This window comes from Streptomyces sp. NPDC014891, from assembly GCF_043081085.1.
Taxonomy (GTDB): Bacteria; Actinomycetota; Actinomycetes; order Streptomycetales; family Streptomycetaceae; genus Streptomyces.
In genome coordinates this window covers 301,989-324,307 of sequence record NZ_JBIBWF010000010.1, presented here as the reverse complement: position 1 = coordinate 324,307, position 22,319 = coordinate 301,989, and the positions used below count along the sequence as shown (strand labels likewise).

Below are 22,319 nucleotides of genomic sequence, written 5' to 3'. Positions count from 1 at the left end.
CTGTTCCACATTCCGTTGCATCAGCGAAGGGGTTGTCTCACACTGCGGCCGACTTCCCGTCCCGGCCTCACTCCCCCGTCACCGACCCGAAGTCCGTTCCCGTGCCCAGGAAGAGGCCCGCGCCCAGCAGGATCATCGTCGCCGGGACCATCAGCGTCGTGATGACCATCGTCGCCTTCGGGACCGCCTTCGCCGCCTTCCTGCGCGCGTTCTGCGCGTCCGTGCGCCGCATGTCGTTGGCGATCTGTATGAGCGTCTCCACGATCGGCGCGCCCAGCTCCTCGCCCTGCTGCAGCGCCGTCACGAACTGCGCGACCTGCTCGGAGTCGTTCCGGCGGCGCAGTTCGTCGAAGGCCTGACGGCGGCTGACGCCCATGTCCATCTGCCGGAGCGTGATGCGGAGTTCGTCTGCCCACGGGCCTTCGTACTTCTCCGCGACGCGTTCCAGCGCCTGGCGAAAGCCCAGGCCCGCCGAGACCACGACGGCCAGCACGTCCAGGAAGTCCGGCAGGGTGCGTTCGATCTGGTCCTTGCGGATGCGGACCGCCGACCAGATGCCGACCTCCGTCCAGAACGCCCCGAAGGCGAAGAGCAGGACGGCGACCAGGAAGGATCCCCTGCTGAGCATCAGCAGCCCGCCGAGGCCGCCCAGGAAGCCGTAGACGGCCCGCCGCGCCCCGTACCGGTCGATCGTCAGGCCGCCGGGGTTCCCGGCGAGGTCGATGCGGCGCCGTACGGCGCCGACGCGCTTGGGGCCCATGAGCCGCAGCACCGCCGGCGACCAGCGCATGCCCAGGCGGTCGACGGCCGAGTCGACGGCCCCGGTGCGGGTCGCGCCCACCTCCAGGGCGAGGCGGAGGTCGTCGGGCAGCTTGGCGTCCGCGCGGTAGAGGCGGACGCCGTAGAAGACGCCGGCGACGGCGAGGCCGGCGAGCAGGGCGAGGAGGAGTTCCACGGTGGCGGTCCCGTCCCTACACGTCGATCTTCGAGAAGCGGCGGATGGCGATGAAGCCCACGACGTACAGCGCGAACGCGGCGACGACGGCGAACTGGCCGAGGCCCGAGCCGGTCATCCGGTCCAGCGCCCCGGGCTGCATGTTGTCGATGAGCAGGAGCGAACCGACGCCGATGACGGGGACGGAGTACGCGGTCATGCTCACCTGGGAGAGCTGGGTGCGGACCTCGCGCCGGGTCTCCTTGCGCTCCTCCAGGGTCTCGGTGAGGTTCCGCAGGGAGGAGACGACGGTGCCGCCGGCCCGGTTGGCGAGGACGAGGGTGGTGACGAGGACGACGAGCTCCCGGGACGGGAGGCGTTCGGCGAGTTCGCCCAGGGCGTCGTCGAGCGAGCTGCCGACGGCGAGCTGCTGGGCGACCTTCTCCAGTTCGTCCCCGGCCGGCGCCTCCATCTCGTCGGCGGCCAGGCTGAGGGCCATCCGGAGCGCGAGTCCGGCCTGGGTGGCGTTCGCCAGGATGCGGGAGAGCTCCGGCAGCTGGTTGATGAACCGCTCGATGCGCTTCTGCCGCTGCCAGCCGAGGTAGCCCATGGCGACCCAGATGCCCAGGAGTCCGCAGATCGGGCCGAAGAACGGCGAGAGGGCGGCCTGGCCGACGGTCCACAGGACGGCCACGGTGGCGGTGAGGGCCACGGTGAACTCGCCGGGGGTGATGTCGAGGCCGGTGGCCGCGATCCTCAGCTCCAGTCGCCGGCCGAGGGCCGTCCGGCGCACGCGCCGGTCGACGCCCTGGAAGCGGCGCCTGCGGCGGCCGCCGGCCTCGGGGACGCCGGACTCGTCGAGCCGGGCGACGAGCGCCGCGTGGCGGCGGGCCCCGCTCGCGTAGAGCTGGACGCCGACGATGCCCAGCACGCAGGCGAGCAGGGTCACGCCCGTGGTCAGCCAGAAGGGGTCGGTCATCGTCACTTCGCCTCGCGGGTGGTCAGGTGGGCGTCCGTCACGGCCACGCCGAAGGCCTGCGGAATGGGCTGTCCCGCCAGGTAGAGCCGTTCCGCGACCCGCCGCGGCAGCGGGTGGTACGTGAACTGCCCGTAGACCCGGCCGTCGGCCGCCACCGGCTGCGCCTGGAAGCGGCACACCGTGGCGAGCAGGAACCGCTCCCGTCCGTGGGAGGCGAGGACGGATATCTCGGTGATCCTGCGGGTGCCGTCGGGGTGCCGGGTGAGCTGGACGAGGACGTCGACGGCGCTGTTGATCTGGTCGCGCAGGGCCTCGAACGGGACCTTGACCTCCGACATCGACGCGAGGGTCTGGAGCCGCATGAGGGCGTCCTCGGCCGAGTTGGCGTGGACGGTGGCGAGGGAGCCGTCGTGGCCGGTGGACATCGCCTGGAGCATGTCGAGGGTCTCGCCGCCGCGGACCTCTCCGACGATGATCCGGTCGGGCCGCATGCGGAGGGAGTTGCGGACGAGGTCGCGGATGGAGACGGCGCCGCGGCCCTCGATGTTCGGCGGGCGGGCCTCCAGCCGGATCACATGGGACTGCTGGAGCTGGAGTTCGGCGGAGTCCTCGATGGTGATGATGCGCTCGCCGTCGGGCACGAGGCCGGAGAGGGCGTTGAGGAGGGTGGTCTTCCCGGTGCCGGTGGCGCCCGAGACGATCAGGTTGAACTTGGCCTGAACCAGTCCCGACAGCAGGAGCAGCATCTGCTCGTCGAGGGAGCCGAGGCCGATCATCTCGTGGAGTGTGTAGGCCCGGGGGAAGCGGCGGATGGTGAGGGTGGCGCCGGTGAGCGAGAGCGGCGGGATGATGACGTTGACGCGCTCGCCGGACGGCAGCCGGGCGTCGACCATCGGGTTCGACTCGTCCACGCGGCGGTTCACGGTCGAGACGATGCGCTCGATGGTCTGCATCAGCTGGTCGTGCGAGGCGAAGCGGAGCGGCAGCAGTTCGACGCGGCCGGCCCGCTCGATGAAGATCTGGTCGGGGCCGTTGACCATGATCTCGGTGATCGAGGCGTCTTCGAGGAGCGGTTCGAGCACGCCGAGGCCGAGGGCCTCGTCGACGACGCGGCGGATCAGCTGGGACCGCTCGGCGGTGGAGAGCACGGGACCCTCGCGGCTGATGATGTGGCCGAGGACGCGTTCGAGGCGGGCACGGCGCTCGGCGGCCGCGAGCGCGGACATCTCCGTGAGGTCGATCTCCTCCAGGAGCTTGGCGCGGAAGGCGGCGACCAGGTGGCCGTCCTCCCTGGCGGCCGCGCCGCCGCCGTGGTCCTCGGGGGCGTTGATCCGGGCGCGCAGGCTCATGATTCGTCGTCCCTTCTCACTCGTCCTCCTCGTCGGACAGGGGCATGGTGGCGGTCTTCGTCACATCGCCGAAGTCGTCCACGAAGGGCATGACGGAGGGGATGGTGACGGTGACGGTCACGGTGACCTCGCCGCCGCCCGCGCCGCCCACGGAGGCGCGGGGGCGGACCCAGCCGCTCACGGCGGAGGTGGCGGCCGCCTGGGCGTCCGGCCCGTCCTCCGCGTCGCTGCTCTCCGCCCGCGCGGCCGCGCGTGCCGCAGTGCCCGCCTGCTGGGCGGCGTACGCGGCGATGCCGAGCTGGAGTCCGGCGAGGCCGACGATCAGCAGGATCGGCAGGAAGCCGAGGTATTCGAGGGCGGCCTGCCCCCGGTCGCGCAGCCCGTTCCGCCCGGCCGCCGCACCGCCCGTACGCCGAGCCCGCGCACCGCCCCGAGTCCCACCCGTACGCGGCGCCGCCGCACCGCCCGCACACCGGCCCCTCCGCCCGGCCATCGCCGCGTCGACGCGCCCGCCCTCGCTCATCGCGCCAGGTCCTCCTCGTACACGGCCCCCGCCTCGCCCTTCACCGGGAAGAAGCCGCCCAGGCCGGGGACGAGGACGGGGACCTCGACGGAGACCTCGACGTGCACCATGCCGCCGCTCACGTCGCCGCAGCCGCCGCCGAGAACGCTCCACGCGCCGTCGATGTGGCGGCGGGCGGCCGCCGCCCCGTCGTCGCCGACGGCGCACGCGCGGGCCGCCTCGTCCGCCGCGTTCCCGGCCAGGGTGTACGTGTAGCCGACCAGGACGACCTGCCAGAGCAGGGCCAGGGTGAGCAGGATCAGCGGCACCATGCCGAGGAACTCGACCGCCACCTGCCCCCTGTCGTCCCGGTGGGTGCGCATGGTTCAGCGTCCTCCGGTGCGGCGCCGCAGGCCGAGCGAGCCGCGGTCGCCCGCCCGGGCGAGCTGCTTGCCGGGCTGTCCGGCCCCGGGCGCGGCCGCGGCGGGCGCCTGGATCAGGCCCAGTTCGCCCGCGAGGGCCCACAGCGCCTGCTTCACCGTCGACTTGGCGTCGAGTTCGTGGAGCCGGCCCGCGTCGACGACCGCCTGGAGTTCCTTGAAGTGGGCGGGGACGGCGACGCCGGCGACCCGGGTGCCGGTGATCTTCTGGACGAGGGGGGGCTGGATCTCGGTGGATCGGTGGTGGCGGTTGACCAGGGTCACGGTCTCCTCGGCCTTGCGGACCTGGAGCCGTTCCCACATGCGGACGGTCCGCTTGGCGGCCCGTACGGCGACGACGTCGGGCGTGGTGACGAGGACGGCGGTGTCGGCCATCTCGATCGCGGCGGCGTTGGCGCTGTCGAGCCGGGAGCCGCAGTCGACGACGACGACCTCGTGGCGGCCGCGGAGGGCGCTGACGATCTGGCGGGCGGCGCGGTCGGTGACCTCCTCTCCGCGCTCGCCCTCGGCGGGGGCGAGGAGCAGGGAGAGGCCGGTCTCGTGGACGAAGACGGCGTCCTGGAGGACCCGGGGGGAGATGTCGTTGATGGCGGCCAGGTCGGCGACGGAGCGCCGGAACTGGACGTCGAGGTAGGAGGCGACGTCGCCGCTCTGCAGGTCCATGTCGACGAGGGCGACGGAGCGCCCGGAGGCGCGGGCCGCGAGGGCGAGGTGGACGGCGGTGACGGTGGTGCCGACGCCGCCCTTGGCGCCGCTGACGGTGACGACGGTGCCGCCGGGGCCGGTGATCTGCTCGGCTCCGGCGCCGAGGTGACGGCGGACGCCGACGGACCACTGGGCGGCGGCCTGGACGCGGCTGGCGAGTTCCTCGTATCCGAGGGGCAGGGTGACCAGGCCCCGCGCGCCGGAGTCCATGGCGGCGGAGAAGAGGACGGGGCTGGCGTCGGCGGTGATGAGGACGACGCCGACCGCGGGGAAGCGGAGGGCGACCTCGCGGACGAGTTCGAGTGCGGGGACGGGTCCGATCCGCTCGTGGACCAGGACGACCTCGGGGAGTTCGTCGAGGGAGGCGGCGGCGAGCCGGGCGAGGGTGTCGACGAGCTGGGTGGAGTCCGTGACGGGGAGGGCGGGTTCGGCGTCGGGGAGCTGGCCGATGAGGGTGGTGACGGACCGGGCCGCGTCGGGGTCGCCGACGGCCGGCAGGATCCTGGTGGTCATACCGGCCTCACTTGTCCTTTTCGAGCGTGTAGGTGCGGTCGCGCTGGTCGGCGGGGGCGCCGCCGGTGGTGGGGGCGACCAGGGCGAGGCGTACGTGCTCGGCGAAGGACTCGGCGTACGCGACGCGCTGGGCGTCGAGGGTGGAGAGGGCGAAGGAGATCGGCACGGCCTCGTTGGCGCGCGCGGAGCCCTGGGACCGGTCCCTGATCGGGGTGAGCTTGCCGACGTCGAGGACGCGGGCGCCGGCGACGATCATCCGGGACTGGGAGGGCTCGCCCTTCTGGTCGCCGGCGAAGGTGGCGTAGATGTTGACGGTGGCGCCCGCGGTGATCTTCCCGGCGACCCCGGTGGCGGCGTCGATCATGATCGCGATCTCCTGCTGGCCCGGCCTGAGTTCGGGCTGCTCGACGATCATGTCGGACTGGAGGAGGGAGCCGGCCCTGAGCTGGGTGACGGCGATCCGGCCCTCGATCTGGCGGAGGTCGGTGACGGCGGTCTCCGAGAGCCAGCGCTCGGGCATGGAGATCTTCTCGAACTGGTTCGCCCTCAGGGGGGTGTACGGGGCCACGTTCTCCTTGATCCGGTACGCGGTGGTCTCCGGGCCGACCTTGGAGTTCACGTCGCTGATGACGGCGAGGACACCGGCGAAGGCGCCGATCGCGCACAGGACGGACAGCAGCAGCAGGATGACGCCGCGGCGCTGGCGGGAGTTCATGGCCGTACTACCTCGATCGGAGACGTGGGTCCGGGGTGGACGGGAGCGGACGGTCGGGGGCGGGCGACGGGGGCGCCGGGCGGCGCGAGGCCCTGCTCACGGCAGGGCACGGTGGGGGTTCACCTGCACGTTCACGGGGGTGAGCTCGGTGTACGCGGTGGGGTGCGGGGCCGGGTCCGGCGCGGGCTGCCGCCCCGGGTGCGGGTCCGGCCGCGCGCCCTGCCGGTCCGGCGGGTTCGCCCCGGCCGCCTCGACGGCGTGGGCGCCGGTCCGCCGGTCCGGGGAGGCGGCCTGTGCGGATCCGGGCCCGAGCGCGCGGGTGCCGCCCTCGCGCCGGTTCCCGTCCGGGGCGTCCAGGGCGCGCCCTCCGGGCTCCGGCGCCGCCGCCGTGTGGAGGGGTGCCCCGCAGAAGCCGCAGCGGTCTCCGATGAGCTCCATCGCGCACCAGTGGCAGGTCTCGCGCCGTACGGAGGAGACCAGTTGGTAGAGGACGGACAGGTCGGGCAGGTACGCGGCGAACTCGACCAGCTTGCCCGTGCCCCACCAGCGGGGCGAGGCCTCCGGCAGCGGGGTCTCCTGGACGGCGCCCTGGATCCGCCAGCCGGGCACGAGGGTGGTGGCGGGCCAGTCGGTCTGCAGCTGGCCGCGGGCGAGGAGGAGTTCGGTGCCGAACTCCGGCCCGGGGAGGGCGGTCTCGCCGGCGCCGCCGACGCGGGTGATCCGGGCGGTGGGCCCGGCGAGGACGGCGAAGTGGGCGCCGGGGAGCCAGCCCTTGAGGTGGGAGCCGAGGCTGACGGGGACGCGGTCGAGCCGGGAGACGGAGCCGAGGACGGCGCCGGCGTAGATGTAGTGGGCGAGCAGCCGGGCGGCGGAGGCGAGGACTCCGGGGCTGAACTCGCAGCCGGCCAGTTGGCGCAGCTGGCGGACGAGGACGGCCGCGCCCAGGGGCGGCAGGTCGGTCCTGACCAGGGCGATCCGGTCGCTTTCCAGCAGGGAGCGGACGGCGCGCAGCCGCTGCTCGACGGCGGGCGGGGCCGAGGCGGGGCAGACGACGACCACGTGCCCGAACCGGGCGATCAGCTGCTGCATGTCGGCGATCGAGGCGTCGAGCGACTGGGTGTCGGGGGCCGGCAGGACGGTGGCGTGCGGGGTTCCGGGGTCGGTCGGCGGCAGTGCCAGATCGGCACTGGTGACCGCGATCGCTGTCGGCACGCCGGACCCCCCGTCCCCTCCGGCCTCCGGTGTCCCGGGGGCCGCGGATCACTTACCGCGTTCACGGCGTCACCGCAGGGTGCTGCCGCCTCTGCACCTTATCCGCGCGGCCCGGGGTGGTGAACACACAATCCGCCAAGCCGTCCGGCTTTCTCGGGGGTCGCGGGGGCCGGGACCTGCCGTCCCGTGCCGGGCCGTCGCCACCCGCTCCCAACAGGGCTTGCTGCCAGAGGTCTTGACAACGCGATTGGTCTGGACCAACTTGTCCCCACAGCGGTGGCCACCGTCGCACTCCCCGCACTGCCCGTACGTCCGTACTGCTCCGTACCTCCCGTACCCCGCATCACCGCCCGTACCCCCGCACGGCCCGCACCACCCGTACCGGCACGCCCCGGCACGGCCTCGTACCCCCGTACGAGCCCCTCCGTACGACGACGTACGGCACCTCCACCTCCCCCACCTCCCCAACTCCCACCGGAGGATGCACGTGGACCGCACCACCACCCGCCCGCACGGTCGCCGCTGGCTCGGCGGAGCCCTCGCGCTCGCCGTCGGCTCCGGGCTCGTCCTCGTCGGCGGAGCCGGCACCGCGCAGGCGGCCGACGTCAACGTCGCCAAGAACGCCGGCTTCGAGAACGGCCTCGCCAACTGGTCCTGTTCCGCCGGGAGCGGCGCAGCCGTCTCCTCCCCGGTCCGCACCGGCGCCGGCGCGCTCCGGGCGACCCCGGCCGGCCTCGACAACGCCAAGTGCGTGCAGACCGTGGCCGTGAAGCCCAACTCGACCTACACGCTGAGCGCCTGGGTCCAGGGCGGCTACGCCTACCTCGGCGCGAGCAACACCGGCACCGGATCCGGCAGCGTCTCCACCTGGACGCCCGACAGCCCGTCCTGGAAGCAGCTCACCACCACGTTCACCACCGGGGCGAGCACCACCTCGGTCGAGATCTACACCCACGGCTGGTACGGGACCTCCCCGTACTCCGTCGACGACGTCAGCGTCTTCGGTCCCGACGGGGGCGGCGGCCAGGACCCCGACCCGGTGGTCCCGTCCACCCCGGCCGGTCTCGCCGCGGGCTCCGTCACCTCCTCCTCGGTCGACCTGAGCTGGGGCGCGGTCTCCGGCGCCACCGGCTACAAGGTCTACCGGGACGGCGGCACCCCGCAGACGGTGAGCGGCACCTCGGCCACGATCACCGGGCTGACGGCCGACACGGCGTACCAGTTCCAGGTCTCTGCGACGAACGCGGCGGGCGAGTCCGCGAAGTCCGGCGCCGTCTCGGCCAGGACCGCGAAGGTCACCGACCCGGGCCCCGGCCCGGCCGTGCCCAAGCACGCGCTGACCGGCTACTGGCAGAACTTCAACAACGGCGCCACGGTCCAGAAGCTGCGGGACGTGCAGTCGCAGTACGACATCATCGCCGTGTCGTTCGCCGACTCGACGGCCACGCCGGGCCAGATCGTCTTCAACCTCGACCCGGCCGTCGGCTACGCCTCGGTCGCCGACTTCAAGGCGGACGTCGCCGCGAAGAAGGCCGCCGGCAAGTCCGTCATCATCTCGGTCGGCGGCGAGAAGGGGAACGTCACGATCAACAGTGACGCCTCCGCGACCGCCTTCGCGAACAGCGCGTACGCCCTCATGCAGGAGTACGGCTTCAACGGCGTCGACATCGACCTCGAGCACGGCATCAACTCGACCTACCTGACCAAGGCGCTGCGCCAGCTGTCCGCCAAGGCCGGTTCGTCGATGGTCCTGACGATGGCTCCGCAGACGATCGACATGCAGAACACGGGCACGGAGTACTTCAAGACCGCGCTCGCGGTGAAGGACATCCTCACCGTCGTCAACATGCAGTACTACAACAGCGGTTCGATGCTCGGCTGCGACGGCAAGGTCTACAGCCAGGGCTCGGTGGACTTCCTCACCGCGCTCGCCTGCATCCAGATCCAGGGCGGTCTGGCCCCGTCGCAGGTCGGCCTGGGCGTCCCCGCCTCCACCCGGGGCGCGGGCAGCGGCTACGTCGACCCGCAGATCGTGAAGAACGCGCTCGACTGCCTGACGAAGCTCACCGGCTGCGGCACCTTCAAGCCGGCCCAGGCCTGGCCGACGCTCCGCGGCGCCATGACCTGGTCGACCAACTGGGACGCGACGGCCGGCAACGCCTGGTCGAACGCGGTGGGCCCGCACGTCCACAACCTGCCGTAACGCACGACTCCCCATCCCCGCACCACCCGCGGCGCCGCCGGTCCTCCGGCGGCGCCGCGCTCGTCGCCGGGCGACCCGCACGGGCGGCGGGCGGCGGCGCGGGGCGGCGCGGGCTCAGCCGGGCAGGTACCGCGCGAGCGCCCGGTCGAGTGCGGTGGCCCACTCCTCGACCCGCGCCGCCCGGCGGCCGTCGATCTCGCACAGATAGCTGGAGCCGTCGTAGAGGTCGACGGTGATCCGCAGGCCGCGGCCGCGCCGGGTCCGCTCGTACCGTACGGCTCCGATCTCGGACCAGGTGAACTCGGCCTCGTCGTCGAGGAGCTGGAGGCAGACCCCGGATCCGTCCACGACGATCCCGTAGACCTGGTCGGCGGCGACGAAGTCCGGCGCGGGCTGCGGCGGCGCGGCGGGCGGCGGCGGGAAGCCCGGGCCGGGGGCCGGCGGCCCGAACCCCGGCGGGGCCGCGTCGAGCCGGGTCGGGGCGTACGGCGACGGCGCCGCGGTCGGCGCGGGAACGGGTGCGGAGGACGGCGGGATCGCGTCCCGCGGCGGCGGATACGGCGAGGGGATCGCGTCCTGCGGCGCTCCGTACCCGGGCGGGATCGAGTCCTGCGGCGGCCCGAAGCCCGGCGGGACCGGGCGGGGCGGTGTGGCGGGCGCGTCGAGGACCGTCGGCGGCGGCGCCCCGGGCCCCGGGGCCCCCTCCCCCAGCGCGTCCAGGATCTCCTCGGGCGTCGGGCGGGCGGCCGGGTCCTTCGCGAGGCAGCGGCCCACCAGGTCCCGCAGCGCCCCCGGTACGGCGGCGAGGTCGGCCTCCTCGTGGACCGCGCGGTACATCAGGCCCATCGGGGTGCCCTGCCCGAAGGGGCGGCCGCCCGCCGCGGCGACCAGCACCGCGCCCAGCGCGAACACGTCCGCCGCGCCGGTGACCGCCTCGCCGAGGGCCTGTTCGGGGGCGAGGTAGCCGGGTGTGCCGAAGGCGGAGCCGGTGGCGGTGAGCCGGGTCGACTCCAGCGCGCGGGCGATGCCGAAGTCGAGGACGCGGGGCCCGTCGGGGGCCATGACGATGTTGCCGGGCTTCAGGTCGCGGTGGACGAGACCGCAGGCGTGGATGGCCTCCAGGGCCTCGGCGAGGGCGGCGCCGAGCGAGCGCAGCCGCGGCTCGTCCATCGGGCCGTCCGCGGTGACGAGCGCGGCGAGGGTGGGTCCGGGGATGTAGGCGGTGGCGAGCCAGGGCGCCTCGGCGTCGGGGTCGGCGTCGACGACCTGGGCGGTGTGGAATCCGCCGACCCGGCGGGCGGCGGCGACCTCGGCGCGGAACCGGGCGCGGAAGGAGGGATCGGCGGCGAGTTCCGGCCGGGCCACCTTGACGGCCACGGCACGCCCGCCGCGCGATCGGGCCAGATAGACGGTGCCCATGCCGCCTTCGCCTAGCTTGTGCTCGATGACGTATCTACCGATGAGGGTCCCCACGCGGGACAGTATGGCCGAACTCCCCATCTTGACCGGTCCATGACACAGGCTCACCATGTGGCCCAACACCGCACCACCGCACGTGCTGGTCGCACCCCCCACCCTCCCCACCCAGGAGACAGCATGCGACGTCCCCTCCGCGGCAGAAGGTCCGCCACCCTCGCGGCCCTCGTGGCGCTCGCCCTCGCGGCGCCCTTCTCCGCCCTCACGACACCCGCCGGGGCCGACCCTTCGTCGGCCGCCGCCCGGCTCGCCGTCGGCGCCGACGAGGTGATCCGGCAGTACGAGGTGGCCGGACCCTCCACCCCGGCCGCCCGCAGCGCGCTCACCGCCACCGGCGTCTCGATCGACGAGGTCGACGCCCGGTCGGTCGTGGTCAGCGCCAACACCGAGCAGCTCGTGCGCCTCAAGGCGCTCGGCTACCGGCCGATCGCGCTCCCCGGCCCGCCGGACCGGTCCGCCGAGGGCGGCAAGGCGGCCGCTCCGATGGACTTCCCGTCCGCCGACGCGAGGTACCACAACTACGCGGAGATGAACGCGGAGATCGACCAGCGGCTCGCCGCGTACCCCTCGATCATGCGCAAGCAGGTGATCGGGAAGTCGTACCAGGGCCGGGACATCGTCGCCATCAAGATCAGCGACAACGTCGGCACCGACGAGGCCGAGCCCGAGGTCCTCTTCACCCACCACCAGCACGCCCGCGAGCACCTCACCGTCGAGATGGCGCTCTACCTCCTCCGCGAGTTCGGCGCCGGGTACGGCAGCGACTCCCGGATCACCAGCGCCGTGAACGGACGCGAGATCTGGATCGTCCCGGACCTCAACCCGGACGGCGGCGAGTACGACATCGCGAGCGGCTCCTACCGCAGCTGGCGCAAGAACCGCCAGCCCAACTCCGGCTCCTCGTACATCGGCACCGACATGAACCGGAACTGGAACTACAAGTGGGGCTGCTGCGGCGGCTCCTCCGGCTCCAAGAGCTCCGAGACCTACCGGGGAGCCGCCCCCGAGTCCGCCCCCGAGGTCAAGGTCGTCGCCGACTTCGTCCGCTCCCGGGTCGTCGGCGGCAAGCAGCAGATCACCGCGGCCATCGACTTCCACACGTACAGCGAGCTGGTCCTCTGGCCCTTCGGCTGGACCACGGCCAACACCGCCCCGGGCATGACCCTCGACGACCGGAACGCCTTCGCGGCGGTCGGCGGCAAGATGGCGGCCAGCAACGGCTACACGGCCGAGCAGTCCAGCGACCTGTACATCACGGACGGCTCGATCGACGACTACCTGTGGGGCGCGCAGCGGATCTTCGCGTACACCTTCGAGATGTACCCGTCCTCCTCCGGCGGCGGCGGCTTCTACCCGCCCGACGAGGTCATCGAGCGCGAGACGAGCCGCAACCGCGACGCCGTCCTGCAGCTCCTGGAGAACGCGGACTGCATGTACCGGTCGATCGGCAAGCAGGCGCAGTACTGCGCGGCCTGACGGCCCCGCGGTCCCGCGCCCGAAGGGAGCCCCGGCGGATCTCCGCCGGGGCTCCCCCGCGTCCCGGCCCGCCGCGCGGACGGCGGCTCAGACGAACAGGCTCAGCACCGCGGCCGCCGCGAAGCCGGCCAGGGAGAGCACCGACTCCAGCACCGTCCAGGACTTGAGGGTGTCCCGCTCGGTGATGCCGAAGTACTTGGAGACGATCCAGAAGCCGCCGTCGTTGACGTGCGAGGCGAAGATCGAGCCGGCCGAGATGGCCATGATGACGAGGGCGAGGAAGGCCTGCGAGTGGTCGCCGCCCTCCACCAGGGGCAGCACGATGCCGGCCGTGGTGACGATGGCGACCGTCGCCGAGCCCTGGGCGACGCGCAGCACCAGGGAGATGAGGTAGGCGAGCACGAGGACGGGCAGACCGACGTCGTGGAAGGTGTCGGAGAGGGCCTGGGCGACGCCGCTCACCTTGAGGACGGCGCCGAAGACCCCGCCCGCGCCGACCACGAGCAGGATGTTGCCGACCGGCTTGAGGGAGGAGGTGGACACCTGCTCCAGGGACGTGCGGGACCAGCCGCGCCGGATGCCGAGCAGCCAGTAGGCGAGGAGGAGCGCGATCGTCAGCGCGACGAAGGGGCTGCCGAAGAACTCGATGACGGAGCGGAGGGTGGACTCGTCCAGGGCGATCGAGGAGAAGGTCGCGGCGAGGATGAGCGCCAGCGGCGTGCCGATGATGAGGAGCACGGTGGAGAGCGCCACCGGCGCCTCGCTGTGGCCGGACCGCTCGGCGGCGACCTTGGCCCGGGCCTCGTCGGCCGCCTCGACCATGTCCTGGGGTACGGGGACGAAGAGCCGGCGGCCGATCCAGCCGGCGTACGCCCAGGCGGCGAGCACGGCGGGGACGCCGACCAGGATGCCCATCAGGAGGACCCAGCCGAGCGAGACGTGCAGCAGCCCGGCCGCGGCCACCGGGCCGGGGTGCGGCGGCAGGAAGGCGTGGGTCATGGAGAGGCCGGCGAGCAGCGGCATGGCGTACAGCAGGATCGACCTGCCGGAGCGCTTGGCGGCGGCGTAGACGATCGGCGCGAGGACGAAGATGCCGACGTCGAAGAAGACCGGGATGCCGAAGATGAGGCCGGTGAGACCCATCGCGAGGGGGGCGCGCTTCTCCCCGAAGAGGCCGAGGAGGCGGCTGCTCAGTACCTCGGCGCCGCCCGAGACCTCCAGGATCGCGCCGAGCATGGTGCCGAGGCCGATGATGATGGCGACGTGGCCGAGGATGCCGCCCATGCCGCTCTCGATGACGGAGGTGGCGGCGGACTTCTGGACGGTGCCGAAGAGTTCGGTGACGGAGAGGCCTGCGGCGAGGCCGACGCCGAGGGAGACGGCGAGCAGCGCGACGAAGGGCTGGAGCCGGACCTTGATGATCAGCAGGAGCAGGACGGCGATGCCGAGGGCGGCGACGGTCAGCAGCCCGGCGGTGCCGGGTATGAGGAGGAGCAGTCCACCGGTGTGCGGGGGCGTGGCGGGGTTCATGACGGGGGGAGGCCTCGCTTTCGGGCAGGGGGGAGCGCGGCACGGCGTTCCGGGGGCGAACGCCGTTCCGTGGAGCGGCTGGTGCGGGTGAATCGGTTCAGGTCCGTTCGGGCGGGTGGGCGGGGGGTGCCGTCCGGCCGGGCGTCGTGCGCCCGGTCCGGCCGGCGGGGCACCCCCGGGGTGCCGGGTGCTCGGCTCAGCCGAGGACGGCGAGGGCGTCGATCTCGATGAGGAGGCCCGGGGGCAGCCCGACGTAGACGGTGGTGCGGGCGGAGGCGGGGGCCTTGAGGCCCTGCTCCTCGAAGTACTGGTTGTAGAGCGCGTTCATCTCGGCGAAGTGGTCCACGTCCGTGAGGTAGACGCGCATCATCATCACGTCGTCCCAGCTCGCGCCGCCCTCCTCTAGGATCGCCTTGACGTTGGCGAAGGTCTGGAGGGTCTGCTCGCGCAGGGTGGGGCCGGCCACCGTGGGGGCCTGGCCCTCGACGGCGGGCAGGAAGCCGACCTGCCCGGCGACCTGGAGGATGTTCCCCTTCTTCACGCCGTGCGAGAACTTCGCGGGCGGGGCGGTGTGGGTGGCGGGGGTGAGGGCGGTCTTCTCGACGGGCTGGGCGGGGTTCTGGTCGGTCATGCGCTGTCCTTGCTCGGGGTGGTGCCGGAGAACTCCCGGCTGATGGCGTCCGCGGTGCGGCGCACCTGCGGGAGGAGGGAGAGGAGTTCCTCGGCCGTGACCACCACGTTGGGCGCCGAGACGGACATGGCGGCGACGACGCGCCCGTCGGCGCCGCGGATGGGCGCGCCGACGCAGTTGATGGACTCCTCGTGGCCGCCGAGGTCGGTGGCCCAGCCCTGTTCGCGCACGGTGGCCAGCTCCTTGAGGAAGGCGGCGGCGTTCGGGGTCGAACGGGGCGTGTACGGGGGGTATTCGAGCTTGCCCGCGAGGGTGCGGCGCTCGGGTTCGGGCAGGTCGGCGAGGAGCAGTTTGGCGACGGCCGCGACGGTGATCGCGACGGGCTTGCCGATGCGCGAGTACATGCGGACGGGGTAGCGGCTCTCGACCTTGTCGATGTAGAGGACCTCGCCCTCCTCGTAGACGGCGAGGTGGATGGTGTGCCCGATGCGCTCGTTGAGGGCGGCGAGGTGGGGGTGCGCGATCTCCCGGATGTCGAGGTTCTCGACGGCCTCCTGCGCGAGCGCGAAGAGGCGGGCGCCGAGCCGGTACCGCTGGTCCTGCTGACGGTAGACGAGGCCGTGCTCGTGCAGGGTGCGCAGCAGCCGGAGGGCGGTGGACTTGTGGACGCCGAGCCGGTCGGCGACCTGTCCGAGGTCGGCGGGGCCCTGCGCGAGCAGGGGCAGGATGCTGAGCGCCCGGTCGACGGTCTGGCTCATGGTGTACGTCCCTCCTGGTCGTCCCCCGTCCAGCCGGGGCCGAGCTGAAGTGTGCCCCAGGCGGTCGGGGCGAGGGCGGCGAGGCGGTCGGCGTGGGCGCGGCGGGGCGGGGCGGCCAGGTCGCCGGCGACGGTGAGGGCGGCGGCGGCGAGCAGGTGTCCGTGCCGGAGGCGGGCGGTGGTGTCGAGTCCGCGGAGGGTGGCGGAGAGGAAGCCGGCGGCGAAGGCGTCTCCGGCGCCCACGGCGGCGACGACGTCGACGCGGGGGGCGGGTACGTGCACGACGGTGTCCGTGCCGGGGCCGGTGCGTTCGTGGACGGTGGCGCCGTCGGCGCCGTGCTTGACGACGAGGACGGCGGGTTCGGGGAGGGCGGCGCGGATCGCGGCGGGGTCGCCGAGGCCCCAGGCCTGTTCGGCCTCGTCGGCGCCGACGAAGACGAGGTCGGCCCGGCGGGCGAGTTCGAGGAGGACGGGGCCGGCGGTGGCGGCGCCGTCGCGCCACAGCCCGGGGCGGCAGTTGACGTCGAAGGAGACGAGGGGGCGGCCGGGCCGGGGGGCGGTGAGGGCGCGCATGAGGGCGAGGCAGTCGTCGGAGAGGGCGGCGGTGATGCCGGTGAGGTGCAGGACGCGGGCGTCGGCGACGGTGTCGTAGGGCACGGTCGCGGGGGACATCGCGGAGGCGGCCGAGCCGGCGCGGTAGTAGACGACCTCGTGGGCGTCGGTGGCGCGGTCGGCGGCGGTGCGGAAGTAGACGCCGGTGGGCCGTCGCGGGTCGCGCTGGACGGCGCCGACGTCGACGCCGTGGGCGGCGATGGTCTCGACGAGGTGGTCGCCGAATCCGTCCCGGCCGACCCGGCCGACCCAGCGGGTGCGGTGGCCGGCGGCGGCGAGGGCGCAGGCGACGTTGGACTCGGCGCCGCCGATCGCGCGCTCGAAGGCCGGGACGTCGGCGAGGCGGCCCGGTCGGGAGGGGAGGAAGGTGACCATGGACTCGCCGAGGCACACGACGTCCACGGGCGGTTCTCCGGCCACTCTGGCGCTCCCTTGCGTGTCCTGCGGGTCCATTGACCCGGCCTTGGCCCGGATGCTAGACAGCATTGAGCGACATACGCAATGACTGTTGCATTCTCCGCAACGCTTCGATGAGGAGGCCTCATGCCCGACCTGGCGAACGAGCGCGTCGACCACCGCTTCAAGGCCCTGCCCCCGGACGCCGAGGGCCTGACCGTCGGCGAGCTCGCCGCCCAGCGGCGCAACCTCTTCACCGGCGGCTTCACCACCCCGGTCCTCGCCCTGTCCGCCGAGTCCGTCGAGCACAACCTCCGCCTCCTGGAGACGTACGCCGAGCGGCACGGCCTCGCGTTCGCCCCGCACGGCAAGACCTCCATGGCCCCGCAGCTCTTCGCCCGGCAGCTGGAGCACGGCGCCTGGGGCATCACCGCCGCCGTGCCCCACCAGGCCCGCGTCTACCGGGCGCACGGCGTCTCCCGGATCTTCCTCGCGAACGAGCTCGTCGACCCGGTCGCCCTGCGCTGGGTCGCCGGCGAGCTGGACGCCGACCCGGAGTTCCGCTTCCTCTGCTACGTCGACTCCGTGCGCGGCGTCGAGCTGATGGACGGGGCCCTGCGCGCCGCGGGCGCCACCCGCCCGCTGGACGTCGTGGTCGAACTGGCCGCCGGGGCGACCGGGCGCACGGGCGCGCGGACCGAGGCCGAGTGCGCGGCCGTCGCCGACGCGGTCGCGGACACCGCGACCCTGCGGCTGGTGGGCGTCGCCGGCTATGAGGGGACGATGCCGGGGGCCGACGGCACCCGGGTCAGGGAGTGGCTGCACCGGCTCGTCGGTCTCGCGGCCGACTTCGACAAGGCGGGCCGCTTCGACCCGTCCGTCGGCGAGATCGTGGTGAGCGCGGGCGGCAGCGAGTGGTTCGACGCGGTCGCGGACGTCTTCGCGGAGGTCCCCGCGCTCTCCCTGCCCGTCCTGAAGCTGCTGCGCTCCGGCGCGTACGTCTCGCACGACGACGGGCAGTACCGCGAGCGGACCCCCTTCAACCGGGTCCCGGAGGAGGGCGCCCTGGAGCCGGCGTTCCGCCTCTGGTCGCAGGTCGTGTCCCGGCCGACGCCCGAGCAGGCCTTCACCAACGCCGGCAAGCGCGACGCCGCCCACGACCTGCACCTCCCCGAGGCGCAGGTGGTCCGCGACGCCCGCACCGGCGAGATCCGCCCCGCCGACGGACTGACCGTCACCGGCCTCTCCGACCAGCACGCCTGGGTGGCCACCGAGGAGGGCGCCGACCTGGAGGTCGGCGACTGGCTCGGCATGGGCCTGTCCCACCCGTGCACGATCTTCGACAAGTGGCAGCTGATCCCGCTGGTCGAGGCGGACGGCACGGTCGTCGACTACGTCCGCACGTTCTTCTAGACACCCGCGGAACGCCCGACCGTTCCCCGGACCGCCCCACCGCTCCCGACCGCCCGACCGCGCGTCCCCGCCGGCCGGGCCCACCCCCGCACGCTCTCCCGTAAGGAGTCGGTATGGACCTCGTCTTCCGCGACGCGGAGGTCGTCGACGGCACCGGCGGCGCCTCGTACCGCGCCGACGTGGCGGTCGAGGGCGGCCGGATCGCCGCGATCGTGAAGGAGGGTGCGGCGGCCGGCTGCCTGCGGCCCACCGCCCGCCGCGTCGTGGACGCCGAGGGCCTGGTCCTCTCCCCCGGCTTCATCGACATGCACGCCCACAGCGACCTCGCGCTGCTCCGCGACCCGGACCACAGCGCCAAGGCGGCGCAGGGCGTGACACTGGAGGTCCTGGGCCAGGACGGCCTGTCGTACGCCCCGGTGGACGACCGGACCCTGGCCGAGGTGCGGAGGGCGATCACCGGCTGGAACGGGTCGGGCGACGACATCGACTTCGACTGGCGCACGGTCGGCGAGTACCTGGACCGCCTGGACCGGGGCATCGCGGTGAACGCCGCGTACCTGGTCCCCCAGGGCACCGTGCGGATGTACGCGGTCGGCTGGGAGGACCGCCCGGCGACGGAGTCCGAGCTGGACCACATGCGTCGGCTGGTCGCCGAGGGCATGGAGCAGGGCGCGGTCGGCATGTCCTCCGGCCTGACGTACACGCCGGGGATGTACGCGAAGGACGCCGAGCTCACCGAGCTGTGCCGGGTGGTCGCCGGGTACGGCGGCTACTACTGCCCGCACCACCGCTCCTACGGCGCCGGGGCCCTGGAGGCGTACGAGGAGATGGTGCGGCTGACCCGGGACGCGGGCTGCGCGCTCCACCTCGCGCACGCCACGATGAACTTCGGCGTGAACGAGGGCCGGGCCCCCGAGCTGCTGGCCCTCCTCGACGAGGCCCTGGACGCGGGCGCGGACATCAGCCTCGACACGTACCCGTACACGCCGGGCTGTACGACGCTGGTGGCGGTGCTGCCGAGCTGGGCGGGCGAAGGCGGCCCGGAGGCGGTCCTCGCCCGGCTCCGGGACGACGCGACGGCGGAGCGGATCCGCCACCACCTGGAGGTCGTCGGCTCGGACGGCTGCCACGGGGTACCGGTGGACTGGGACACGATCGAGATCTCGGGGGTGTCGCACGGGTCGCTCGCGGACTGGGTGGGGCGCCGGGTGGACGGCTGGGACACGGCCCGCCGGCTGCTGCTGGAGGACCGGCTGGGCACGACGATCCTCCAGCACGTGGGCCACGAGGAGAACGTCCGGACGATCATGCGGCACCGGGTGCACACGGGCGGCTCGGACGGCATCCTCCAGGGCACGAAGCCGCACCCTCGGGCGTACGGCACCTTCCCGCAGTACCTGGGCCGGTACGCGCGGGACCTGGGCGTCCTGTCCCTGGAGGAGTGCGTGGCCCACCTGACCTCCCGCCCGGCGGCCCGGCTCGGGCTGCGGGACCGCGGCGTGGTCCGGGAGGGCTGTGTGGCGGACCTGGTCCTCTTCGACCCGGACACGGTGGCGGCGGGCTCGACGTACGAGTCCCCCCGCACGCTGCCCACCGGGATCCCGCACGTCCTCGTCGGCGGCACCTTCGTGATCGAGGACGGCCGCCGCACCGACGCCCTGCCGGGCCGGTCGGTCCGCAGGGGCCGCTAGGGGGCCGGATCCACCGCCGGCGCGGGCGGCCGCCGGAGTTCCGACGGCTGTTCACCCCACGGCTCCCGCCGTACCCACAGGAGTCCCGGCAGCAGCAACAGGCCCGCCACCACGAATCCGTACCAGGGCGTGCGCCCGTCCGGTGCCGTCTCGTAGACCAGCGCCGCCGAGAGGACCGCCAGGACCTGCCCGGCCCGGCTCCGCCACGCCGCGGCCGCGACGGCCGCCGTCCCCCACAGCAGGTACCAGGGCTGCACCATCGGCGACAGCGCGACGAGCGCGACCAGCGAGAGCCCCAGCCCGAGCACCGGGTCGAGCCGCCCCCGCCAGGCCCGCCACACGAGCACCAGGACGAGGACCGCGGCGGCGAGCAGCCCGAGGTTCTGCACGGCCGCCTTGACCGGGTCGGGGTCGTCCCCGAGGAGCAGTCCGAGCCCCAGGCCGAGATCACTGCTCACGGACAGCGCCGTGTGGATGGTCCCCGCGACGCTCTGCGTCCGCAGCCACCCGAACCCGGTCCCGGCGAGCACCGTCGCCACCGCCGCCACGGCGCCGGCCACGAGCCCCGGCAGCACGAGCCCCTTCGCCAGGCCCCGCGCACCGCCGTCCCGCCGCGCGACCATCACCCCGATGAACGGCAGCGCGACGGCCGCCGGCGACTTGACCATCATCGCGAGGCCCACGAGGACGCAGCCGAGCACCCACCGGTCCCGCACGGCGAGCAGGACGCCCGCCAGCATGAGCCCGATCATCAGGCCGTCGTTGTGCATGCCGCCGACGACGTGGATGAGCAGCAGCGGGTTGAGGGCGGCCAGCCACACGGCCCCGTCGGGTCCGCCGCGCCCGCCGCCCAGCCCCCGGACGGCCCACACGATCAGCGCGAGCGCGCCGACCGCGAGCAGACGCGTCCCGAGCACGGCGGGGATGATCGCGCCGCCGGTGAGCCCGACGACGAGCTGGGCGAGGACGAGGAAGGCGGGTCCGTACGGCGCGGGGGTGTCGGTCCAGTGGCCGCCGACGCTGGCGGCCGCGTCCCAGCCGAGTTCGCCGGGCGAGAGGACGGCGGGCCCGCCGCCGTACACGTCGTGCCCTTCGAGGACCATGGCCCCCTGCGCGATGTAGCTGTAGACGTCGGCGCTGTAGAGGGGCGGGGCGAACAGCAGGGGCGCCGCCCACCAGACGAGGGTGGTGCGCACCCGGTCGCCCTCGCCCCGGGCGAGGAGCACGCCGTACCGCCACCAGGCGGCGACGAGCAGGGTCAGTCCCAGGTACGCGAGGAGGGCGCCGGCCAGGGTGAGCGCGGAGCCGCGCGGCTCCCAGAGGCCCCAGCCGCCGCGCACGGGCAGCGTTCCGCCGGCCCACCCGCCCAGGGTGACGGCGAGCGATCCCGCCGCACCCAGTCGGCGGCATCCGGAGGCACGGAAATCCCACATGACGGGCCAACCTATCCCGCCGGGCGGAGGAGCCCTATTCGGCCGCGGCCGTCCCCGGGGCCTGTCCGACGTGTCCCAAAACACGAAGCGTCCCGGGCGCCCCCGCCGTAAGCTCTCGTCATGCAGGTGATCCAGTCCACGAAGCTCGCCAACGTCTGTTACGAAATCCGGGGTCCGGTGCTCGAAGAGGCGATGCGGCTCGAAGCCGCGGGTCACCGCATCCTCAAGCTCAACACGGGGAACCCGGCGGCGTTCGGCTTCGAGTGCCCGCCGGCCATCCTGGAGGACGTGCTCCGCAACCTCTCCGAGGCGCACGGCTACGGCGACGCGAAGGGGCTGCTGTCGGCCCGGCGCGCGGTGATGAGCCACTACGAGACCAAGGGCATCCCGCTCTCCGTCGAGGACATCTACCTCGGCAACGGCGTCTCGGAGCTGATCCAGATGTCGATGCAGGCGCTGCTGGACGACGGCGACGAGGTCCTCGTCCCGGCCCCGGACTACCCGCTGTGGACGGCGTCGGTCTCGCTCGCGGGCGGCACGGCCGTGCACTACCGCTGCGACGAGCAGGCGGACTGGATGCCGGACCTCGCGGACATCGAGCGGAAGATCACCGACCGCACCAAGGCGATCGTGATCATCAACCCGAACAACCCGACGGGCGCCGTCTACGACGACGAGATGCTCCGCTCGCTCACGGAGATCGCCCGCCGCCACAACCTGGTCGTCTGCTCGGACGAGATCTACGACAAGATCCTGTACGACGGGACCACGCACACCCCGACCGCCGCCCTCGCCCCCGACCTGCTCGTGCTGACGTTCAACGGGATGAGCAAGAACTACCGGGTGGCCGGCTTCCGCTCGGGCTGGCTGGCGGTCTGCGGCCCGAAGCACCACGCGACCTCGTACATCGAGGGGCTGACGATCCTCGCCAACATGCGCCTCTGCGCGAACATGCCGGCGCAGCACGCGGTGGCCGCCGCCCTCCAGGGCAGGCAGTCGATCGAGGACCTGGTCCTGCCGGGCGGCCGGCTCCTGGAGCAGCGGGACACGGCGTACGAGCTGCTCACCCAGATCCCCGGGGTGACCTGTGTGAAGCCCAAGGGGGCGCTGTACCTGTTCCCGCGCCTCGACCCGAACGTCTACAAGATCAAGGACGACCGGCAGATGGTCCTGGACCTGCTGCGGGCGGAGAAGATCATGGTGGTCCACGGGACGGGCTTCAACTGGCACGAGCCGGACCACTTCCGGATCGTCACGCTGCCGGCGGCCGCGGACCTGGCGGACGCGGTGACCCGGATCGGCCGCTTCCTGGACGGCTACAGCCAGCCCTGAGCCTTCGGCCGGACCTCACT

General features: G+C 73.4%; 18 protein-coding genes and 1 pseudogene. 5 read left to right on the top strand and 14 right to left on the bottom strand.

Annotated elements, in window-relative coordinates:
- Nucleotides 1-67 precede the first annotated feature (67 nt).
- From ACF09E_RS28060 to ACF09E_RS28025, 8 genes and pseudogenes are all read right to left on the bottom strand, one after another.
- Entirely contained in the window at nucleotides 68-955 is an 888-nt protein-coding gene (locus ACF09E_RS28060; protein WP_361859595.1) for a DUF5936 domain-containing protein, read from the bottom strand.
- 16 nt (nucleotides 956-971) lie between these two features.
- Nucleotides 972-1,913: a type II secretion system F family protein gene (locus ACF09E_RS28055; RefSeq protein WP_392208040.1), complete on the bottom strand. Its 942-nt coding sequence runs from the start codon at nucleotides 1,911-1,913 to the stop codon at nucleotides 972-974.
- Between the two features lie 2 nt (nucleotides 1,914-1,915).
- Nucleotides 1,916-3,262, bottom strand: coding sequence for a CpaF family protein (locus tag ACF09E_RS28050; protein ID WP_361859589.1), 1,347 nt, complete (start codon nucleotides 3,260-3,262; stop codon nucleotides 1,916-1,918).
- A gap of 16 nt (nucleotides 3,263-3,278) precedes the next feature.
- Nucleotides 3,279-3,785, bottom strand: a complete 507-nt coding sequence (locus ACF09E_RS28045; RefSeq protein ID WP_392208038.1) for a TadE/TadG family type IV pilus assembly protein — start codon at nucleotides 3,783-3,785, stop codon at nucleotides 3,279-3,281.
- Complete coding sequence (locus ACF09E_RS28040) at nucleotides 3,782-4,147, bottom strand: TadE/TadG family type IV pilus assembly protein (protein WP_392208036.1); 366 nt, start codon at nucleotides 4,145-4,147, stop codon at nucleotides 3,782-3,784. The genes ACF09E_RS28045 and ACF09E_RS28040 overlap by 4 nt, the downstream gene beginning before the upstream one ends.
- A 3-nt stretch (nucleotides 4,148-4,150) precedes the next feature.
- Nucleotides 4,151-5,422: a CpaE family protein gene (locus tag ACF09E_RS28035; RefSeq protein ID WP_392208034.1), complete on the bottom strand. Its 1,272-nt coding sequence runs from the start codon at nucleotides 5,420-5,422 to the stop codon at nucleotides 4,151-4,153.
- Between the two features lie 7 nt (nucleotides 5,423-5,429).
- A complete protein-coding gene (gene cpaB / locus ACF09E_RS28030; RefSeq protein WP_392208032.1) occupies nucleotides 5,430-6,137 on the bottom strand; it encodes a Flp pilus assembly protein CpaB in 708 nt (235 codons plus the stop codon).
- Between the two features lie 303 nt (nucleotides 6,138-6,440).
- A pseudogene (locus ACF09E_RS28025) lies at nucleotides 6,441-7,349 on the bottom strand (hypothetical protein); the annotation flags it as partial.
- Nucleotides 7,350-7,830: 481 nt separating this feature from the next.
- Between ACF09E_RS28025 and ACF09E_RS28020 the strand changes: the two are divergent.
- Nucleotides 7,831-9,552, top strand: coding sequence for a chitinase (locus tag ACF09E_RS28020; RefSeq protein ID WP_392208030.1), 1,722 nt, complete (start codon nucleotides 7,831-7,833; stop codon nucleotides 9,550-9,552).
- Between the two features lie 114 nt (nucleotides 9,553-9,666).
- Here ACF09E_RS28020 and ACF09E_RS28015 read toward each other — a convergent pair whose 3' ends face one another.
- Nucleotides 9,667-11,052 carry a serine/threonine-protein kinase gene (locus tag ACF09E_RS28015; protein WP_392208028.1) on the bottom strand — a complete coding sequence of 462 codons (1,386 nt, stop codon included), beginning with the start codon at nucleotides 11,050-11,052 and terminating at the stop codon, nucleotides 9,667-9,669.
- Nucleotides 11,053-11,148: 96 nt separating this feature from the next.
- Here ACF09E_RS28015 and ACF09E_RS28010 point away from each other — a divergent pair, with 96 nt between their 5' ends.
- Nucleotides 11,149-12,504 carry a M14 family metallopeptidase gene (locus ACF09E_RS28010; protein WP_392208026.1) on the top strand — a complete coding sequence of 452 codons (1,356 nt, stop codon included), beginning with the start codon at nucleotides 11,149-11,151 and terminating at the stop codon, nucleotides 12,502-12,504.
- Nucleotides 12,505-12,591: 87 nt separating this feature from the next.
- Here the strand turns inward: ACF09E_RS28010 and ACF09E_RS28005 are convergent, their stop codons facing one another.
- The 4 genes from ACF09E_RS28005 to ACF09E_RS27990 form a co-directional block, all read right to left on the bottom strand.
- Nucleotides 12,592-14,034, bottom strand: coding sequence for a GntP family permease (locus ACF09E_RS28005; RefSeq protein WP_392208024.1), 1,443 nt, complete (start codon nucleotides 14,032-14,034; stop codon nucleotides 12,592-12,594).
- Between the two features lie 196 nt (nucleotides 14,035-14,230).
- Nucleotides 14,231-14,665 carry a RidA family protein gene (locus ACF09E_RS28000; protein WP_392208022.1) on the bottom strand — a complete coding sequence of 145 codons (435 nt, stop codon included), beginning with the start codon at nucleotides 14,663-14,665 and terminating at the stop codon, nucleotides 14,231-14,233.
- Nucleotides 14,662-15,423, bottom strand: a complete 762-nt coding sequence (locus ACF09E_RS27995) for an IclR family transcriptional regulator (RefSeq protein WP_392208020.1) — start codon at nucleotides 15,421-15,423, stop codon at nucleotides 14,662-14,664. Before ACF09E_RS27995 ends, ACF09E_RS28000 begins: the two co-directional genes overlap by 4 nt.
- Nucleotides 15,420-16,487 carry a sugar kinase gene (locus ACF09E_RS27990; RefSeq protein ID WP_392208018.1) on the bottom strand — a complete coding sequence of 356 codons (1,068 nt, stop codon included), beginning with the start codon at nucleotides 16,485-16,487 and terminating at the stop codon, nucleotides 15,420-15,422. The genes ACF09E_RS27995 and ACF09E_RS27990 overlap by 4 nt, the downstream gene beginning before the upstream one ends.
- A gap of 90 nt (nucleotides 16,488-16,577) precedes the next feature.
- Here ACF09E_RS27990 and ACF09E_RS27985 point away from each other — a divergent pair, with 90 nt between their 5' ends.
- Entirely contained in the window at nucleotides 16,578-17,843 is a 1,266-nt protein-coding gene (locus ACF09E_RS27985) for an alanine racemase (RefSeq protein ID WP_392208016.1), read from the top strand.
- A 113-nt stretch (nucleotides 17,844-17,956) separates the two neighbouring features.
- Complete coding sequence (locus tag ACF09E_RS27980) at nucleotides 17,957-19,534, top strand: amidohydrolase family protein (protein WP_392208014.1); 1,578 nt, start codon at nucleotides 17,957-17,959, stop codon at nucleotides 19,532-19,534.
- On the opposite strand, the gene mptB is transcribed toward ACF09E_RS27980, so the two are convergent.
- Nucleotides 19,531-20,967 (bottom strand): polyprenol phosphomannose-dependent alpha 1,6 mannosyltransferase MptB, encoded by a 1,437-nt coding sequence (mptB, locus tag ACF09E_RS27975; protein WP_392208012.1) that lies wholly within the window; start codon nucleotides 20,965-20,967, stop codon nucleotides 19,531-19,533. The two genes, ACF09E_RS27980 and mptB, sit on opposite strands and share 4 nt — an antisense overlap.
- Nucleotides 20,968-21,087: 120 nt before the next feature.
- On the opposite strand from mptB, the gene ACF09E_RS27970 reads away from it, so the two are divergent.
- Nucleotides 21,088-22,299: a pyridoxal phosphate-dependent aminotransferase gene (locus tag ACF09E_RS27970; RefSeq protein WP_392208010.1), complete on the top strand. Its 1,212-nt coding sequence runs from the start codon at nucleotides 21,088-21,090 to the stop codon at nucleotides 22,297-22,299.
- The last annotated feature ends 20 nt before the right edge of the window (nucleotides 22,300-22,319 follow it).

Coding starts and splice junctions, on each gene's coding strand:
- ACF09E_RS28055 (WP_392208040.1), bottom strand. CDS start 1,913: ATGACCGACCCCTTCTGGCTGACCACGGGCGTGACCCTGCTCGCCTGC.
- ACF09E_RS28050 (WP_361859589.1), bottom strand. CDS start 3,262: ATGAGCCTGCGCGCCCGGATCAACGCCCCCGAGGACCACGGCGGCGGC.
- ACF09E_RS28045 (WP_392208038.1), bottom strand. CDS start 3,785: ATGAGCGAGGGCGGGCGCGTCGACGCGGCGATGGCCGGGCGGAGGGGC.
- ACF09E_RS28040 (WP_392208036.1), bottom strand. CDS start 4,147: ATGCGCACCCACCGGGACGACAGGGGGCAGGTGGCGGTCGAGTTCCTC.
- ACF09E_RS28035 (WP_392208034.1), bottom strand. CDS start 5,422: ATGACCACCAGGATCCTGCCGGCCGTCGGCGACCCCGACGCGGCCCGG.
- cpaB (WP_392208032.1), bottom strand. CDS start 6,137: ATGAACTCCCGCCAGCGCCGCGGCGTCATCCTGCTGCTGCTGTCCGTC.
- ACF09E_RS28020 (WP_392208030.1), top strand. CDS start 7,831: ATGCACGTGGACCGCACCACCACCCGCCCGCACGGTCGCCGCTGGCTC.
- ACF09E_RS28015 (WP_392208028.1), bottom strand. CDS start 11,052: ATGGGGAGTTCGGCCATACTGTCCCGCGTGGGGACCCTCATCGGTAGA.
- ACF09E_RS28010 (WP_392208026.1), top strand. CDS start 11,149: ATGCGACGTCCCCTCCGCGGCAGAAGGTCCGCCACCCTCGCGGCCCTC.
- ACF09E_RS28005 (WP_392208024.1), bottom strand. CDS start 14,034: ATGAACCCCGCCACGCCCCCGCACACCGGTGGACTGCTCCTCCTCATA.
- ACF09E_RS28000 (WP_392208022.1), bottom strand. CDS start 14,665: ATGACCGACCAGAACCCCGCCCAGCCCGTCGAGAAGACCGCCCTCACC.
- ACF09E_RS27995 (WP_392208020.1), bottom strand. CDS start 15,423: ATGAGCCAGACCGTCGACCGGGCGCTCAGCATCCTGCCCCTGCTCGCG.
- ACF09E_RS27990 (WP_392208018.1), bottom strand. CDS start 16,487: ATGGACCCGCAGGACACGCAAGGGAGCGCCAGAGTGGCCGGAGAACCG.
- ACF09E_RS27985 (WP_392208016.1), top strand. CDS start 16,578: ATGCCCGACCTGGCGAACGAGCGCGTCGACCACCGCTTCAAGGCCCTG.
- ACF09E_RS27980 (WP_392208014.1), top strand. CDS start 17,957: ATGGACCTCGTCTTCCGCGACGCGGAGGTCGTCGACGGCACCGGCGGC.
- mptB (WP_392208012.1), bottom strand. CDS start 20,967: ATGTGGGATTTCCGTGCCTCCGGATGCCGCCGACTGGGTGCGGCGGGA.
- ACF09E_RS27970 (WP_392208010.1), top strand. CDS start 21,088: ATGCAGGTGATCCAGTCCACGAAGCTCGCCAACGTCTGTTACGAAATC.